Annotated in this window: 14 protein-coding genes; 6 read left to right on the forward strand and 8 right to left on the reverse strand. The window is 75.1% G+C overall.

The features are described from left to right. Positions 1-23: 23 nt before the first annotated feature. Positions 24-1,253 carry an aromatic acid exporter family protein gene (locus BX286_RS02310; RefSeq protein WP_079431156.1) on the reverse strand — a complete coding sequence of 410 codons (1,230 nt, stop codon included), beginning with the start codon at positions 1,251-1,253 and terminating at the stop codon, positions 24-26. A gap of 195 nt (positions 1,254-1,448) precedes the next feature. Between BX286_RS02310 and BX286_RS02315 the strand changes: the two genes are divergently transcribed. Further along, on the forward strand, positions 1,449-2,207 hold the full coding sequence (locus BX286_RS02315; RefSeq protein WP_261993311.1) for a polysaccharide deacetylase family protein: 759 nt from the start codon (positions 1,449-1,451) through the stop codon (positions 2,205-2,207). A 177-nt stretch (positions 2,208-2,384) separates the two neighbouring features. Beyond that, entirely contained in the window at positions 2,385-3,908 is a 1,524-nt protein-coding gene (locus BX286_RS02320; protein ID WP_261993312.1) for a hypothetical protein, read from the forward strand. Here the strand turns inward: BX286_RS02320 and BX286_RS02325 are convergent. Both BX286_RS02325 and BX286_RS02330 read right to left on the reverse strand, forming a co-directional pair. Continuing rightward, positions 3,836-4,123, reverse strand: a complete 288-nt coding sequence (locus BX286_RS02325) for a WhiB family transcriptional regulator (protein WP_045947434.1) — start codon at positions 4,121-4,123, stop codon at positions 3,836-3,838. The genes BX286_RS02320 and BX286_RS02325 overlap by 73 nt on opposite strands. 170 nt (positions 4,124-4,293) lie before the next feature. Next, on the reverse strand, positions 4,294-5,385 hold the full coding sequence (locus tag BX286_RS02330; protein WP_121014425.1) for a mechanosensitive ion channel family protein: 1,092 nt from the start codon (positions 5,383-5,385) through the stop codon (positions 4,294-4,296). A 329-nt stretch (positions 5,386-5,714) separates the two neighbouring features. Here BX286_RS02330 and BX286_RS02335 point away from each other — a divergent pair, with 329 nt between their 5' ends. Next, positions 5,715-5,957, forward strand: coding sequence for a protealysin inhibitor emfourin (locus BX286_RS02335; RefSeq protein ID WP_079431154.1), 243 nt, complete (start codon positions 5,715-5,717; stop codon positions 5,955-5,957). Between the two features lie 44 nt (positions 5,958-6,001). Here BX286_RS02335 and BX286_RS02340 read toward each other — a convergent pair whose 3' ends face one another. Next, on the reverse strand, positions 6,002-6,367 hold the full coding sequence (locus tag BX286_RS02340; RefSeq protein ID WP_079432141.1) for a helix-turn-helix domain-containing protein: 366 nt from the start codon (positions 6,365-6,367) through the stop codon (positions 6,002-6,004). Between the two features lie 189 nt (positions 6,368-6,556). Here BX286_RS02340 and BX286_RS02345 point away from each other — a divergent pair, with 189 nt between their 5' ends. Continuing rightward, complete coding sequence (locus tag BX286_RS02345) at positions 6,557-7,489, forward strand: SigB/SigF/SigG family RNA polymerase sigma factor (protein WP_079431153.1); 933 nt, start codon at positions 6,557-6,559, stop codon at positions 7,487-7,489. A 36-nt stretch (positions 7,490-7,525) separates the two neighbouring features. On the opposite strand, the gene BX286_RS02350 is transcribed toward BX286_RS02345, so the two are convergent. The 3 genes from BX286_RS02350 to BX286_RS02360 all read right to left on the reverse strand — a co-directional run bounded on the left by BX286_RS02350 (position 7,526) and on the right by BX286_RS02360 (position 9,982). Beyond that, positions 7,526-7,957 (reverse strand): ATP-binding protein, encoded by a 432-nt coding sequence (locus BX286_RS02350; RefSeq protein WP_237293207.1) that lies wholly within the window; start codon positions 7,955-7,957, stop codon positions 7,526-7,528. A gap of 67 nt (positions 7,958-8,024) precedes the next feature. Then, complete coding sequence (locus tag BX286_RS02355) at positions 8,025-8,729, reverse strand: hypothetical protein (RefSeq protein WP_121014426.1); 705 nt, start codon at positions 8,727-8,729, stop codon at positions 8,025-8,027. Between the two features lie 155 nt (positions 8,730-8,884). Further along, complete coding sequence (locus BX286_RS02360; protein ID WP_148710245.1) at positions 8,885-9,982, reverse strand: hypothetical protein; 1,098 nt, start codon at positions 9,980-9,982, stop codon at positions 8,885-8,887. Between the two features lie 158 nt (positions 9,983-10,140). Between BX286_RS02360 and BX286_RS02365 the strand changes: the two genes are divergently transcribed. Then, complete coding sequence (locus tag BX286_RS02365; protein WP_261993313.1) at positions 10,141-11,706, forward strand: SDR family oxidoreductase; 1,566 nt, start codon at positions 10,141-10,143, stop codon at positions 11,704-11,706. On the opposite strand, the gene BX286_RS02370 is transcribed toward BX286_RS02365, so the two are convergent. After that, a complete protein-coding gene (locus tag BX286_RS02370; RefSeq protein WP_079431149.1) occupies positions 11,695-13,032 on the reverse strand; it encodes an MFS transporter in 1,338 nt (445 codons plus the stop codon). The two genes, BX286_RS02365 and BX286_RS02370, sit on opposite strands and share 12 nt — an antisense overlap. 161 nt (positions 13,033-13,193) lie before the next feature. On the opposite strand from BX286_RS02370, the gene BX286_RS02375 reads away from it, so the two are divergent. Continuing rightward, positions 13,194-14,129, forward strand: coding sequence for a LysR family transcriptional regulator (locus BX286_RS02375; RefSeq protein ID WP_079431148.1), 936 nt, complete (start codon positions 13,194-13,196; stop codon positions 14,127-14,129). Positions 14,130-14,173 lie beyond the last annotated feature (44 nt).

Below are 14,173 nucleotides of genomic sequence, written 5' to 3' on the forward strand. Positions count from 1 at the left end.
GGAGGACTTCGCCTGCGCGCTCCTCAAGGACCGCTGACCCCGCGTGCCCGGCGCAGGGCGCGGTGCACCCGGGTGCCGCCCTCGCGGCGGAGGCGGGAGTGGCGGTCCAGTTCCTCCATGAGGCGCTGGGAGCGCTTGTCCACGTCGAGTTCGTCCAGCACCCGGTCGACGTCGGCGAGCAGGGCGCCGTGCAGCTGCCACTGCCCCGGTGCGGTGCGCAGCTGCTCCAGCAGCAGGCCGGCCAGCAGGTCGCGGGCCTCGCGCGCCATGCGCAGTTCGCGGGCGAGCCGGTCCTCCTGCTCCTCGGCGTTGGCGGTGACCTGGGCGGTGATCAGCCGGGAGAAGCTGTGGACGGCGAGCGCCATGTGCCCGAACAGGTCCTGCAGGGCGCGGGTCACCGGCGGGGAGAACAGCGGCTCGTCCGTGCGGGCCTTCGCCAGGTCGGTGAGCGCCCGGGCCGAGACGCGCAGCACGACCGCGCAGATCTCCAGCGTGTCCAGGCCCGTGCGCAGGACCAGCCGGAACATCAGCCCCTCCCGTACGCGGGGGTTCATGCGCAGGCTGTCCTCCGCCTGGCGCAGCGCGGCGTCCACCCCGGCGATGTCGTTGTCGAGCCGGCGGGCCTCGTGCAGCCGGGTCGCGGCCTCGGCGACGGTGGTGCGCCCGGTGAGTTCGTCGGCCATGCCGTTCATCAGCGCGGCCATGCGGGCGGCGAGGTCGTCGATCGCCCGGCTGGCGGGCTCCACCCAGACGGGCGGGGCGAACAGGAGGTTGAAGGCCAGTCCGACCACCGCGCCGATCAGCGTCTCCAGCACCCGGTCCCAGGCCGTGTCGGCCACCCGGGTGACTCCGAGGACGAGCATCGCGCTGATCGCCACCTCGGGGATGAACTCGTCCACCCTGACCAGGTGCCCGACGACCAGCGAGGCCAGGATGACCAGCCCGAGGCTCCACCAGGTGAGTCCGACGAGCACGCTGAACCCGATCGCCACCAGCACCCCGGCCACGACCGAGTTCACGCGGCGCACCCCGGTGGTGAGCGTGGAGTACAGGGTGACCTGGACGACGAGCAGGGCGGTGAGCGGGGCCGTCAGCGGCGCGGGCTCGTTGCTGAGCCGCAGTGCGACCACGTACGAGAGGACCGCGGCCCCGGTGGACCGTACGCTCTGCACCACCACGGGGTCCCGCCGTCTGGCGGCCAGGCGGCGCGGGAGGCGGCGGAGGGGACGGAAGGGCCGTGCGAGGTCGGGCATACTTTCGCCTCTTCCCCGTCGGCGGCCGTGATCACGCGGCGGACGTCCCCCGTACGGCGTCCAGCGGGGGCCGTACGGGGCGGGTACGGATGGGCAGTGAGCGATTCCCGTAGTGGTTCCCGTAGCGAAGCCCGTAGCGAATCCCGTCGTGGTTCCCGTGGCGGAGCCCGCCGTCCCGGACGGCTCGTACGGTCGTTGACCGGTCTGGCCGCGGCCCTGCTGATGGGGGCCTGCGGCGGCGCGCCGCCCGCCCCGGTCCCCCGGGCCGCCGAGCCGGCGCCCCGCTCCCCCGTGGGCACGACGGGGCCACCGGTTCCCGCCCGGCCGGCGCCCGTCGACTGCCGCAGGACCGCGTGCGTCGCCCTGACCTTCGACGCGGGGCCGGGGCCGGACACGGCGAAGCTGCTGGACGTGCTGCGGGCGAAGGACGTCCACGCGACGTTCTTCCTGCTCGGCAAGAACATCGAGGCCCGTCCCGGACTCGTCCGGAGGGAGGCCGTCGAGGGGCACGAACTGGGCAACCACACCTGGACGCACGCCCTGCTGCCCTCGGCCTCGCCGCAGGGGATCCGCCGCGAGCTGGTCCTCGTCCAGGACCGGGTCAGGGAACTCACCGGCCGGACCCCCACCCTGATGCGTCCGCCCCGGGGCCTGACCGACGCGCGGGTGGCCGAGGTCTGCCGCTCCCTCGGGCTCGCGGAGATCCTGTGGAGCGTGACCGCGAAGGACTACCGCGACCACGACCCCCGGGTGATCGCCGACCGGGTGCTCCAGGGCGCGCAGCGCGACGGGATCATCCTGCTGCACGACGTCTACCCCGGGACGGTGCCCGCCGTCCCGGCCGTCATCGACGGGCTGCGCAGGCGCGGCCTGACACCCGTGACGGTCTCTCAGCTGTTCGCTCCCCGCCGCCCGGAACCGGGCCGGGCCTACCGGAACGCCTCCGAGCCCTGACCGTCACGGCCGCCTCGCCGCCTCGCCGCCTCCGGGCGGTACGGCCGCCTCCGGGCGGTACGGCCGCCTCCGGCCGGTTCGGCCGATTCGGCCGGCTGCCGCGCCGGATGGCGGGGCCGGTCCGGGCCGGGCAGGGTGGTGGGCCCACGCCCCTTGGCCCCGGAGGGTGGTACGCCGATGCCCCGCCGCACCCTCGCCGAGCCGCCCGCTCCCCTCTCCGCCGTGCTCCGGGACCTGCGCCTGCTGGGGGCGGTCGCCGCCGGGTACGCCCTCTGCCAGCTCCTGCTGGTCGTGCCGGGCACCGGGCTGGGATGGGACGAGACGGTGTACGTCAGCCAGGTGTCCGGCCGGGCGCCGGCCGCCTTCTTCAGCGCCCCTCGCGCCCGCGGGATCACCTGGCTGGTGGCCCCCGTCGCCGCGGTCACCTCCTCCGTGCCGGTGCTGCGGGTCTGGCTGGCGGTACTGGCGGCGGGCGGGCTGCTGCTCTCGCTGTGGGTGTGGCGGCCGCTGCTTCCCGTTCGCGTGCTCGCCCTGGCGGGCGGGCTGTTCGCCGGGTTGTGGACGACCCTGTTCTACGGTCCGCAGGCCATGCCCAACCTGTGGGTGGCCTTCGGGGCGCTGTTCACCGTCGGCTGCTTCCTCCGGGCGGCCCGCGATCCGGCGGACCGCCTCGCGCCGGCCGGGATCGTCGCGGGGGTCGCGTTCACGGCGCTCATGCGGCCGGGTGACGCGGTGTGGCTGGTGCTGCCCCTGCTCTGCGCGACACCGGCCCTCGCGCCCCGGCGGCGGGCCCTGCTCGTGACGGTCCTGGTCGGCGGGCTCGTCGCGGGCGGGGCGCAGTGGGCCGTCGAGGCGCAGCTGCACTACGGCGGGCTGCTGCCGCGGCTGCGGAGGGCGAGCGAGATCCAGGGCGGTCTGGGCTGGAACCCCGCCTTCACCGACCAGTTGCGCTCCCTCGACGGGCGGACGCTGTGCCGGCCGTGCGACGTGCCGTCGACCCGGCCCGTCACGGCCCTGTGGTGGTTCGCCCTGCCGCCGCTGACCGCGGGCGGGCTCGTCGCCGCCCGGCGCGGCGGCCGGTGGGCGCCGGCCGCCCTGGCCACCGGCGTCGCGGTGTCCCTGGCCGTGCCGTACCTGCTGATGGTCGGCTACGCGGCTCCGCGCTTCCTGCTGCCCGCCTACGCGCTGCTCGCCGTGCCCGTCGCCCTGGGCCTGTCACGGCTGTTCGCCCTGGGCCGGGGCCGGCCGCTCGCCCTGGGCGCCCTGTGCGCCGCCCTGGTGGCCCATCTGGTCCTGCAGGCCGGGATCGCCGATGCCGCGGCGGACCGCAGTCGCGCCGACCGGGTGGCGTTCTCGGCGGTCGCGGCGGAGCTGCGCCGGCTGGGCGTGCGCCCGCCGTGCGTGCTCAGCGGCACGGAGGCGGTGCGGGCCGCGTACGCCACCGGATGCGCGGCCCGGCAGGTGTACGGGGGCCACGACGGCAGCGTCACCGCCCGGGAACTCGTCGCCCTGTCCGGCACCAGGCCGACGGCGCTGCTGCTGCCCGGGCGGCTGCGGCCGCCGGCGTGGGCCCGCCACTGGGCCCCGCACCGGCTGCCCGAACCGCCTGGGCAGCCCGGGTACCGCGCCTACCTGGCCCCCGCCGCCCCGGCGTACAGCGGGCGGCGCTCCTCCTCGGTCAGGCCGCCCCACACGCCGTAGGGCTCCTGCACCCGCAGGGCGTGGCGCAGGCACTCCACCTGCACCGGGCACAGGGCGCATATCTCCCTGGCCGCCTCGTCGCGTTCGGCGCGGTCCTCGCCGCGCTCCCCCGCCGGGTGGAAGAACCTGTCCGGTCCGAGGTCGCGGCAGGCGGCGCGTTCCTGCCATGCCCAGTGGTGCTCCGCTCGGCCCGGCAGCCGTGACACGTTCGACATGGGTCTACTCCTTTCCCGCATGACGGGGTGGATGGGGCGGATGGCTGGATTCGGGTGGATCGGGTGGATCGGGTGGATCGGGTGGATCGGGGGGAGGGGGGTGGACCGGATCGCCGCGTGCGCCGTGGCGTCCGTCGGCCCTCCCGGGTCCGCCTTCCCCTCGTCTGGCCTCATCGCGGCGCGCGAAACCCCTCCGTCCGCGCGGAATCCGCCTGATCCTGCGGGGCGGGGACGGCCGGGGAGGTGGAGACGCGCGGGAGGGCGTACGGGTGCTTCTCGGCGATCCAGGCGACGAGTTGCTCGCGCACCGTGCAGCGGGCGGTCCACAGGTCGTCGGGGTCCTTGGCGGTGACGATGGCCCGCAGGACGACGGTGGTGGGGGTGGTGTCGGTGACCGCGAGGTTCCAGCCGCGTCCGTCCCAGGCCTCGCAGCCGTCGAGGATCTCCTTGAGCCGTTCGCGGATCAGCGGCACGGGGGCGCTGTGGTCGCAGTGCAGGAACACGGTGCCGGTCATCTGGATCCCGCCGCGGGACCAGTTCTCGAACGGTTTGCCGGTGAAGTAGGAGACGGGCATGGTGATGCGGCGCTCGTCCCAGGTGCGTACGGCGAGGAAGGTGAGGGTGACCTCCTCGACCACGCCCCACTCCCCGTCGACGACGACGGTGTCGCCGATGCGCACCAGGTCGCCGAAGGCAATCTGGAACCCGGCGAAGAGGTTGCCGAGGGTGGACTGGGCGGCGACACCGGCGACGATGCCGATGATGCCCGCGGAGGCCAGCACCGAGGTGCCGACGGCCCGGAAGTCGGGGAAGGTGAGCAGCATCGCGGCCGCCGCGACCAGTGCGACGAGGGCGGTGACGATCCTCATGATGAGGGTCACCTGGGTGCGGACGCGGCGCAGCCGCGACGGGTCGCGGGTGCCGGCGGCGTAGCGGGCGTACGAGGACTCCACCACCGCCGAGGTGACGAGCACGACGCACCAGGCGCCCGCGCCGATCGTCACCAGCGACAGGGTCCTGCCCACGGCGGCCTCGTGCGTCCGCAGGGGCTGCCATGCGATCTGCCGGTACGAGCCGCGCAGCAGGGCGGCCAGCAGCAGGAGCCGCAGGGGCAGGACGCAGCGGCGCAGCAGGCTCCACAGGGGGGTCTCGGGGTGGCGGGCGTCCGCGCGCCTGAGCAGCAGGTCGGCGAGGCGGCCGGCCGCGAAGGTGATCAGGACGGAGCCGCCCAGGACGGTCAGCAGTCTCAGAACGCCGTTCATGACTCCTCGGAGGTGTCGGGGGCGGAAGGTACGCGATGGGTCCGCGCGTGCCCTGCCGCTCCCCCCGCAAACCGACGGCCGGCCCGGCCGGGACGGGTGCCCGGTGCGCCCGGTGCGCCCGGTGCGCCCGGTGCGCCCGGGCGGTGGTGCATGCCCGTCGGCCACCGGACGGCGCTTTCCGGCCGATTCGGGGTGTTCCGGGCCGGTCCGCCGGGAGATGGGGGCGTTCGGGGGCAGCCGCGGGGTGTGGCGGGCTGTGCACCGCCCGCGCCGCGCGGGACCGGTCGGGTCCCGTGGCGGCGTGCTGCCGGACCAGGAAGGAAGGGACCATGCTGATCACCGTGACCCGCTCCGGGGGCTTCGCCGGGGGCGAGGAGGAGCGCGAGCTCGACACCTCGGGCCGCCGGGACGCCCCGCAGTGGGAGGAGCTGGCGCACCGGGCCGTCGCGCCCGCACCTGACGGCTACCACTACCGGATCACCGTCGACGGCCGGGCGGTCGACCTCCAGGACCCCTATCTCTCCGAGGACCAGCGGCGGCTGATCCGCGGCGTGCTCGGCGAGGGTGCCTGACGGGGTAGCGGGCGGGCGGCCGGGTCCGGCCGCCCGCCCGGGGGTCACGCCGTCGCGTGGGGTTCCGCGCCGGCGGGGGCTTCGACGGCCGCCGCCGCGGGGGCCGGGAGCGCCGGGGCGGGCAGCGGGGCGGCGAGGTAGGCGAGCAGGCCGGCGATCTCGTGGTCGGCCTCCGCCGGGTGGCGGAAGCGCGCGCCGGGGGCGATGACGTAGCGGTTGCGCCGGCCGTCGCGGGTGCGGGTGAGGTACCCGTCCGCCTGGAGGTCCGTCACGATCGCCTGCACGGTGCGTTCGGTGAGTCCGCAGACGGCGGCGATGTCGCGCAGGCGGACGCCCGGGTCGCGCGCGATGGCGATCAGGACCCTGGCGTGGTTGGTCAGGAAGGTCCAGCGGTTCCGGCGGGGTCCCATGTACTCGTTCTCCACCCGGCCATTCTTGGGGGACCACGAAGGAAAGGCAAATCCAGAAATGAATTTCCGGTATCCCTTGACGTGTGTCCGCTTCAGCGGGCAGGGTTCAGGGTGAGCGGAATCCGACTTCCGCTTGACCGGAACGACCGAGAACGCACCGCAAGCACCCGTGCCCAAGGAGCGCAGACGATGACCTTTACGGCTACTGCCGAGGTGACGACACCGGCCACTGCTGCCGAAGCCGCCGCAGCTCCCACGGCCGCACCTGCCGCCGCGGACACCCCCGTGCCCGACGGCCTGCCGGACGTCCCCTGCCCCCGGGAGGTGGATCCTGGCGAGGCCCGTCAGCTGACGCGGGTGTTCTTCGAACGGCTGCGCAGCCTCGACGAGGGCAGCCCCGAGTACCAGTACGTCCGCAACACCCTGATCGAGATGAACATCTCACTGGTGAACTTCGCCGCCCGCCCGTTCCGCGACCGCCCAGGCGGCCCGGAGAACGAGGACATCGTGCAGGTCGGCACCATCGGCCTGATCAAGGCCATCGACCGCTACGAGCTCGACCGCAACACCCAGTTCTCCACCCTCGCCCTGCCGTACATCACCGGCGAGATCAAACGCCACTTCCGCGACACCACATGGGCCGTACGGGTCCCGCGCCGGCTCCAGGAGCTGCGGACGCAGCTGGCCAGGTCCACCGAGGACCTGACCGCCGCGACGGGCCGCGCACCCACTCCCGCCGAACTCGCCGAGCACCTGGACCTCGACGAGGAAGAGGTCCGCCAGGGCCTGGTCGCGGCGAACGGCTACTCCGCCCAGTCCCTCGACGCCCCCGCGGGCACCGCCGACGAGCCGGCACCCTCGGCCGCCCGGTCCCCGCACACCCTCGCCGAGACGCTGGGCGACACCGACCACGCACTGGAGACGGTCGAGGACCTGCACTCCCTGGCGCCGCTCCTGTCCGAGCTGGACGAACGCACCACGCGCATCCTGGAGCTGCGCTTCGGGCAGGAGATGACGCAGCGGCAGATCGGCGAGGAGATCGGCATGTCCCAGATGCACGTCTCCCGCCTGCTCACCCGCACCCTGGGCGCCCTGCGCGAAGAGCTGCTGCGCGACGACTGAGCCCCGCCCCTCCGCCGGCGCCCCGGGCGGCCCGTCTCACGGCGGGCCGCCCTGCCGCGCCCGTCCGCCGGGCGGCCTGAAGCACGCGGTGACCGTCTTGCGGTGCTCGCCCGGGTGGACGTCCCAGGTGTCGGCGAGCGCGGCGACGATGCCCAGGCCCCGCCCGGACGTGGCCCGTTCGCCGGCCTCCCGGGGCCGCGGCAGGTGCGGGTCGGCGTCCGCCACGCTGACGTGCAGACAGCGGCCGTCCCAGGTGAGGACCAGGTGCGCGGTGCTCGCGGCGTGCACATGGGCGTTGGTCACCAGCTCGGACACGGCGAGCAGGACGGAGTGCACCGTGTCGGGGTCGTCCCGGGCCCAGTCGAGGGACTCCAGGTGCCCGGCCGTCCACACCCGGGCCGCACGGGCCCCGTTCGCCACCGGGAACGCATGCGCCCAGCCGACCGCCCGCAGCTCCAACGCCCTCACCGCCCTTGTCCCGAGCCTGGTTCCGACCCCTTGCGGGTGCGCGCCTACCCGCGGCCCGGACCCGCATTCACCGCGCCGCGGAACCCGCCCCGGGGCGGCGCTGGTGGCGGAGCCAGGCCGTCAGGGCGGCCTGGAGTTCGGCCACTTCGCCGGGGGTGAGGTCTTCACCGGCCCGGCCCACGCGCAGGCGCACGGCCGTGCCCGTGACGGTCCAGCCGGCGCCGCGTCCGGGGCGGGACGCCAGCGGGCGGCCCTCGGCCAGGCTGCGCAGGCCTTCACGGACCGCCGGAGGGACGCCGGGCGGGGGTACCGCAACGGCGGTCTCCGGGCGGGGGGCGGGGGTCTTCGGGCGGGTGGTCAGGCCGATCGCCGTGTAGAACTCGGCCAGGGCGTCCTCGAGCGACCCCGGCCCCGAGGGGGCCGCGCCGGTGAACTCGGCGATCAGCCCCGGGTGGGCCGGCGGCGCGTGCTCGCCCCACGGGCGCGGGTGGAGGGGGTGTTCGTCGGTGTCGAGGCGGACGCAGGCCGGGGGGATCAGCTCCTGGGTGTAGCCCTGGTGGAGCAGGTCGGCGTACAGCCTGCGCAGGGTCGCCGCCTGGCGCGGGACCGGGTGCGGGTCCCGGGCCGCCGGGGCGTGCGGCCGGGCGGGCCGCACCGCCAGGCCGAGGAGGCCCATGCTGTGGTGCAGGACGCCCGCCCGGGTGAGCACCACCGTCGCCTGCCGGCCCTTCGCGTCCCAGCCGAGCCGGAACCCCACCACCACGGTGCCCATCAGGCCCGCTCCTTCCCGGCCGCCGGGCGGCATGGCCGTCCCCACACGGTAGTCAGGCCGGGCCCCGGCACGGGCGGGCATCGCGGAGGTTCGCACCCGATGGGGTCGAATGTGCTAGGCCCGGCGCGGCCTCATGAACTCATGAACTCATGAACTCATCGCGGACCCGCGGGATACGCACCGGCCGGCGGCGTCGCGGCGGCGGAGGCGAGCAGGGCCTCGGCGAGGTTCTCCTTGCGGATGCGCTGGTCGACGTAGAGCAGGGACAGGACCAGCTGCGGGTACCCGAGCTGGAAGACCGCACCGACCGCCGTGCCGAGCAGTATGCAGGCCACGTACACGACCATGCCGAACAACAGCGTGGACGGGTCCGCCGCGTCGCCCGTCGCCAGTACGGTGGGGAAGAGCGCGAACATCCCGAGGAAGGCGAACGGCAGCTGGACGGCGTACCCGACCGCCGCCCCCAGCAGGTTTCCGAGCGCCGCGATGCCGAACGTACGCCACCAGCCGCCGCTGACCAGACGGGAGGAGCGCCGCATCGCCTCGACCGGGCCCAGCCCCTCGCACACCGCGACGGCGGGCGCCAGGCTGAAGCGGACGGTGAGCCACAGCATCACGGGCATCCCGACCAGGAACACGATCATCATGAAGACGGGCAGAGCCGTGACCCACCGGTCCCCGGACGTCACCAGCCACGAGAAGAACAGGGCGTAGAGGACCAGCATCGGCCCGCCGGCGAGCAGCCCCGTGCACAGCAGGGTCCCGAGCACGGACGGCAGCCGCGACCAGCAGCGCCGCCACATCGCCCCGAAGGTCGCGGGGCGGCCGAGCACCGCCTCCTGGATCACCGCGGGAGCCAGCGAGGTGATCAGTCCGCCGAGCAGGACCATGGTGAGCACCAACAGCACCACGACGGGCGCCAGATACAGCAGCAGGGCCGCCACGTCCTCTCCCGCCGGGCGCTCGCCCGACGGGACGTCGAACACCGCGGCGAACCTGGGGCGGATCCCGGCGACGGTGATGCCGATGGCCACGGCGACCAGCAGGAACCCGATGCCCTGGACCAGCATGATGATGCCGACCAGGGGCTTCCAGTAACTGCGGAACGCCCTGAAGGCCCCGCCTATCACATCGCCCGTCCCGAGCGGCGCGAGCGGGATGACGCCCGGCTGGGGCGGCCGCGGCGCCCATCCTCCCCACGGCGGTACGGGCTGTCCCGGGTGGTGCTGTCCCCACCCCGCGTGTTGCGACATCGCTGTTTCTCCCCCTTGGAAAAGGCACACCGTAACCCGTCCCCTCCGCACCAGGTCACGGCGCCCCCGGCGGAGCAGCGTTGCGGCCGGGGCGCGCGGGGTCCAGGCTCGGAAGGGGGCGGCGGGCGCACCGCCGCAGGAGGGACGGGAGCGAGTCCATGACGGTCAAGGGGACGAGCCCGGCGGGTACGCAGCCCACGGGAACGGAGCCGGCCGGCGACCTGTGCCTGGTCACCGGTGCCACCGGCTACATCGGCGGCCGCCTGGTGCCCGAACTCCTCGACGCCGGCTACCGGGTCCGGGCGCTGGCCCGCTCCCCGGAACGGCTGCGCGACCATCCCTGGGCCGGCCGCGTCGAGGTGGTGCGCGGTGACGTCACCGACGGGGACTCGCTGGACGGGGCGCTGGGCGGGGTGGCCGTCGCCTACTACCTGGTGCACGCCCTCGGCGGCGGGCCCGGTTTCGAGGAGCGCGACCGGGTCGCCGCCCGCCTGTTCGGCGAGCGGGCCCGGCTGGCCGGCGTACGGCGCATCGTCTACCTGGGCGGCCTCACCCCGTCCGGGCCGCCCCCCGAAGAGCTCTCCCCGCACCTGCGTTCCCGGGCCGAGGTGGGCGCCGTGCTGCTGGCGTCCGGCGTCCCCTGCACGGTGCTGCGGGCGGCCGTGGTCATCGGGTCGGGCTCGGCCTCGTTCGAGATGCTGCGCTACCTGACGGAACGGCTGCCGGTCATGATCGCGCCGAGCTGGGTGGGCACCCGGGTGCAGCCCATCGCCGTGCGCGACGTGCTGCGCTACCTCGTCGGGAGCGCCGCGATGCCGCCCGGGGTGAGCCGGACCTTCGACATCGGCGGGCCCGACGTCCTGACGTACGAGCAGATGATGCACCGTTACGCCGAGGTCGCCGGACTCCCGCACCGGCGCATCCTGCGCGTGCCCATGCTCAGCCCTGGTCTGTCCAGCCTCTGGATCGGCCTGGTCACGCCCGTGCCCCGGGCGCTGGCCCGGCCGCTGGCCGAGTCGCTGCGCCACGAAGTGGTGTGCGCGGAGCACGACATCACCCGCTGGGTGCCGGATCCGCCGGGCGGCCCGCTCCCCTTCGACCAGGCCCTGGTCCTGGCCCTGCAGCGGGTCCGCGAGGCGCGGGTGAGCACCCGCTGGTCCAACGCCTCCCTGCCCGGCGCACCCAGCGACCCCCTGCCCACCGACCCGGACTGGGCGGGCGGCAGCCTGTACACCGACCACCGCACCGCCCCGGTGGCGGCCCCGCCGGGGGTCCTGTGGCGGGTGGTGGAGGGCATCGGAGGGGAACACGGCTGGTACTCCTTCCCGCTCGCCTGGGCGGTACGCGGCTGGCTGGACCGGCTGGCGGGGGGCGCCGGCATCCGCCGGGGCCGCCGGGACGCCGGCCGGCTGCGGGTGGGCGACGCCCTGGACTTCTGGCGGGTCGAGGAGATCGAGCCGGGCCGGCTGCTGCGGCTGCGCGCGGAGATGCGGGTACCCGGGCTGGCCTGGCTGGAGATGTACGCCGAACCCGACCCGCAGCACGCGGGCCGCTCGCGCTACCGCCAGCGCGCCCTCTTCCACCCGCGCGGGCTGCTCGGCCACCTGTACTGGTGGTCGGTCAGCCCCTTCCACGCGGTGGTCTTCGGCGGCATGGCCCGCAACATCGCCCGCGCCGCCGAACAACTCCCCACGGAGGAAACCGCTCCGGCTTCACCCGGATGAGGCGGCGCCCCGCTCCGGGCTGGCGCCGTCGGGGCGGGGCGCCGCGTCAGGTTCACCGTTCCCGGGTGAGGCGTCCGGTCCCGGGTCCGCAGCCGGAGCGGGGGAGCGCGGGAGCAGCAGCGGGGTGGTGAGGAGGAGGACACCGGCCAGGGCGAGGGCCTGGCGGGGGCCCAGGAGGGTGCCCAGGGCGCCCCAGCCGGCCGTCAGGAGGGCGGTGGCGGCCTTCGTCGTCACCGACCAGGCGGAGAGCGTGCGGGCGACGCGGTCGGACGGGGTGCGTTCGAGCCGGTAGGTGGCGCAGACGGGGTTGAAGACCCCGCAGCACAGGATCAGCCCGAGCTCGACGCCCATCACCAGCAGCAGCCCCCCGGTGCCCGGCCCCACGAAGGCCAGGCCGACGGACCAGAGGGCGCGCAGGGATCCGGACACCGTCAGGACCCGGTGCCGCCCGTACCGGGTGACCAGCGGCCGGGCCAGCCGCGAGCCGATGAGCCCGGCGACCGAGGGCAGGGCGAAGGCGAGACCGTACTGCCAGGGCTCGAATCCGAGCCGGCCGAGCATCAGGACGGTCAGCAGCGGCGAGGTGGCCATCACCAGGCCGTTGAACAGGGCGGTGTTGAGGAACAGCGGACGCAGGCCCGCGTCGGCGAGGACGAACCGCCAGCCTTCGAGGAGGCCACCGGTCGGCGGGAGCCCGGTCTCCGGGCGGCGGGGCGGCGGCGGTTCGTGCCGGCCCGTCGCCCGGATGCCCAGGGCCGACAGCAGGTAGCTCGCCGCGTCGGCCGCCACCGTCGCCACCGGACCGAGCAGCCCGGTCAGGGCGCCGCCCAGCGGCGGCCCGATGATCGTGGTCGTCCAGGAGGTGGACTCCAGCCGGGCGTTGGCGGCGAGCAGGTCCTGCGCCGGCAGCAGGGACTTCAGGTAGGCGCCGGAGGCGGCGCGGAAGGTGATGTCGGCCGCCGCGACGACGACGGAGACCAGCAGCAGCTGGACGAAGGTGAGCGCGCCGAGCACGAACGCGGCCGGCACCGTCAGCAGTGCCGCGCACCGCACCAGGTCCGTCGCGATCAGCACGGGCCGCTTGCGCCGGAACTCCACCCACGGGCCCAGCGGCACCGCCGCGGCCGCGCCCGCCGCGGCCCCGGCGGACGAGAGCGCGGCCACCTCGGCCGGCCCGGCGTGCAGCACCCGGACGGCGATCAGGGGGAAGGCCCCGAAGGCGAGCCAGGTCCCGAGCGCACTGGCCCCGTACGCCCCCCAGAACCACCCGAACGGCTTCCCCGGCCCGTGACCCCGCGGAAATCCCCGCAGCCGCCCACTACCCATCCCCGACACTCCTGCCCCTGCCCGTACAGCCGACTGCGACCGCTGCAACCGACCACAACCGATCGGCGTTCCGGAGCATCAAAGCGGGCTTCGCACCGGCGGATCAAACAACCGGGAGGCCGACTGGTCACAACCCCTGGTTGTGGACCTAGGCTGAGGGCATGGACCTCGACGCCGTACGGACCTTCGTCGCCGCCGCCGACGCGGGGCGCTTCCAGGAGGCCGCGGCCGAGCTGGCGGTCACCCAGCAGGCCGTCTCCAAGCGCATCGCCGCCCTGGAGCGTGCTCTCGGCGTGCGGCTGTTCACCCGCACGCCGCGCGGCGCCGAGCTCACCATCGACGGGCAGGCCTTCCTCCCGCACGCCCGGGAGCTGCTGCGCACCGCCGAGCGGGCGGTGGCGTCCGTCAGCACCGGCCACCGTCCGCTGCGGGTCGACGTGATCAACTCGCGGGGCGCGGCGACGGGGCTGATGCGCGAGTTCCACCGCGCCCATCCCGAGGTCGAGCTCGACGTGGTAATGCTGTTCGAGATCGACGCGGCCGTGTCCGCCATCCGCTCCGGGGCGATCGACGCGTCCTTCCGCGCCGTGACCGCGCCCGGCCGCCCCCTTCCGGCGGACGTCGAAGCCGTACGGGTGCTGGACGAGCCGCTCCAGCTGCTCACCGGGCCCGCCCACGCCCTGGCGGGCGCCAGGTCGGTGACCGTCGCCCAGCTGGCCGGGCACCGGATCTGGATGCCCGGCGTGGTCCCCGGCACCGAGTGGACCGCCTACTACGACGACCTGGTCGCCGCTTTCGGCCTCACCATCGAGGCGACGGGCCCCAATTTCGGCTCCGACGCGCTCCTCGACACCATCGCCGACACCCCGGCCCTGGCCACGTTCATGAGCGAACGGACCCGGCTCGTCTGGCCGGCCGGCCACGGTCTGCGCCGCATCCCGGTGACCGATCCGACACCGGTCTACCCGCACGCGCTGCTCTGGCGCCGCGACAACCCCCACCCGGGGCTGGCGGCCCTGCGCGCCCATCTCGCCGGAGCGGCGGGCGGGCGGGACACCGCAGGGACCTGGATGCCGGACTGGGTGATCCCGCGCTGAAACGCGCCGCCCGCGCGGGCGCGCGCCGCTGCCGCCCGGGCCCG

Source organism: Streptomyces sp. 3211.6, from assembly GCF_003634815.1.
Taxonomy (GTDB): domain Bacteria; phylum Actinomycetota; class Actinomycetes; order Streptomycetales; family Streptomycetaceae; genus Streptomyces; species Streptomyces katrae_A.

What these genes read in the sequence shown, in the direction of transcription:
- BX286_RS02355 (WP_121014426.1), bottom strand. Translation starts at nt 8,729, where the DNA reads ATGGGCACCGTGGTGGTGGGGTTCCGGCTCGGCTGGGACGCGAAGGGC.
- BX286_RS02375 (WP_079431148.1), top strand. Translation starts at nt 13,194, where the DNA reads ATGGACCTCGACGCCGTACGGACCTTCGTCGCCGCCGCCGACGCGGGG.
- BX286_RS02335 (WP_079431154.1), top strand. Translation starts at nt 5,715, where the DNA reads ATGCTGATCACCGTGACCCGCTCCGGGGGCTTCGCCGGGGGCGAGGAG.
- BX286_RS02310 (WP_079431156.1), bottom strand. Translation starts at nt 1,253, where the DNA reads ATGCCCGACCTCGCACGGCCCTTCCGTCCCCTCCGCCGCCTCCCGCGC.
- BX286_RS02345 (WP_079431153.1), top strand. Translation starts at nt 6,557, where the DNA reads ATGACCTTTACGGCTACTGCCGAGGTGACGACACCGGCCACTGCTGCC.
- BX286_RS02325 (WP_045947434.1), bottom strand. Translation starts at nt 4,123, where the DNA reads ATGTCGAACGTGTCACGGCTGCCGGGCCGAGCGGAGCACCACTGGGCA.
- BX286_RS02360 (WP_148710245.1), bottom strand. Translation starts at nt 9,982, where the DNA reads ATGTCGCAACACGCGGGGTGGGGACAGCACCACCCGGGACAGCCCGTA.
- BX286_RS02365 (WP_261993313.1), top strand. Translation starts at nt 10,141, where the DNA reads ATGACGGTCAAGGGGACGAGCCCGGCGGGTACGCAGCCCACGGGAACG.
- BX286_RS02340 (WP_079432141.1), bottom strand. Translation starts at nt 6,367, where the DNA reads ATGGGACCCCGCCGGAACCGCTGGACCTTCCTGACCAACCACGCCAGG.
- BX286_RS02320 (WP_261993312.1), top strand. Translation starts at nt 2,385, where the DNA reads ATGCCCCGCCGCACCCTCGCCGAGCCGCCCGCTCCCCTCTCCGCCGTG.
- BX286_RS02330 (WP_121014425.1), bottom strand. Translation starts at nt 5,385, where the DNA reads ATGAACGGCGTTCTGAGACTGCTGACCGTCCTGGGCGGCTCCGTCCTG.
- BX286_RS02370 (WP_079431149.1), bottom strand. Translation starts at nt 13,032, where the DNA reads ATGGGTAGTGGGCGGCTGCGGGGATTTCCGCGGGGTCACGGGCCGGGG.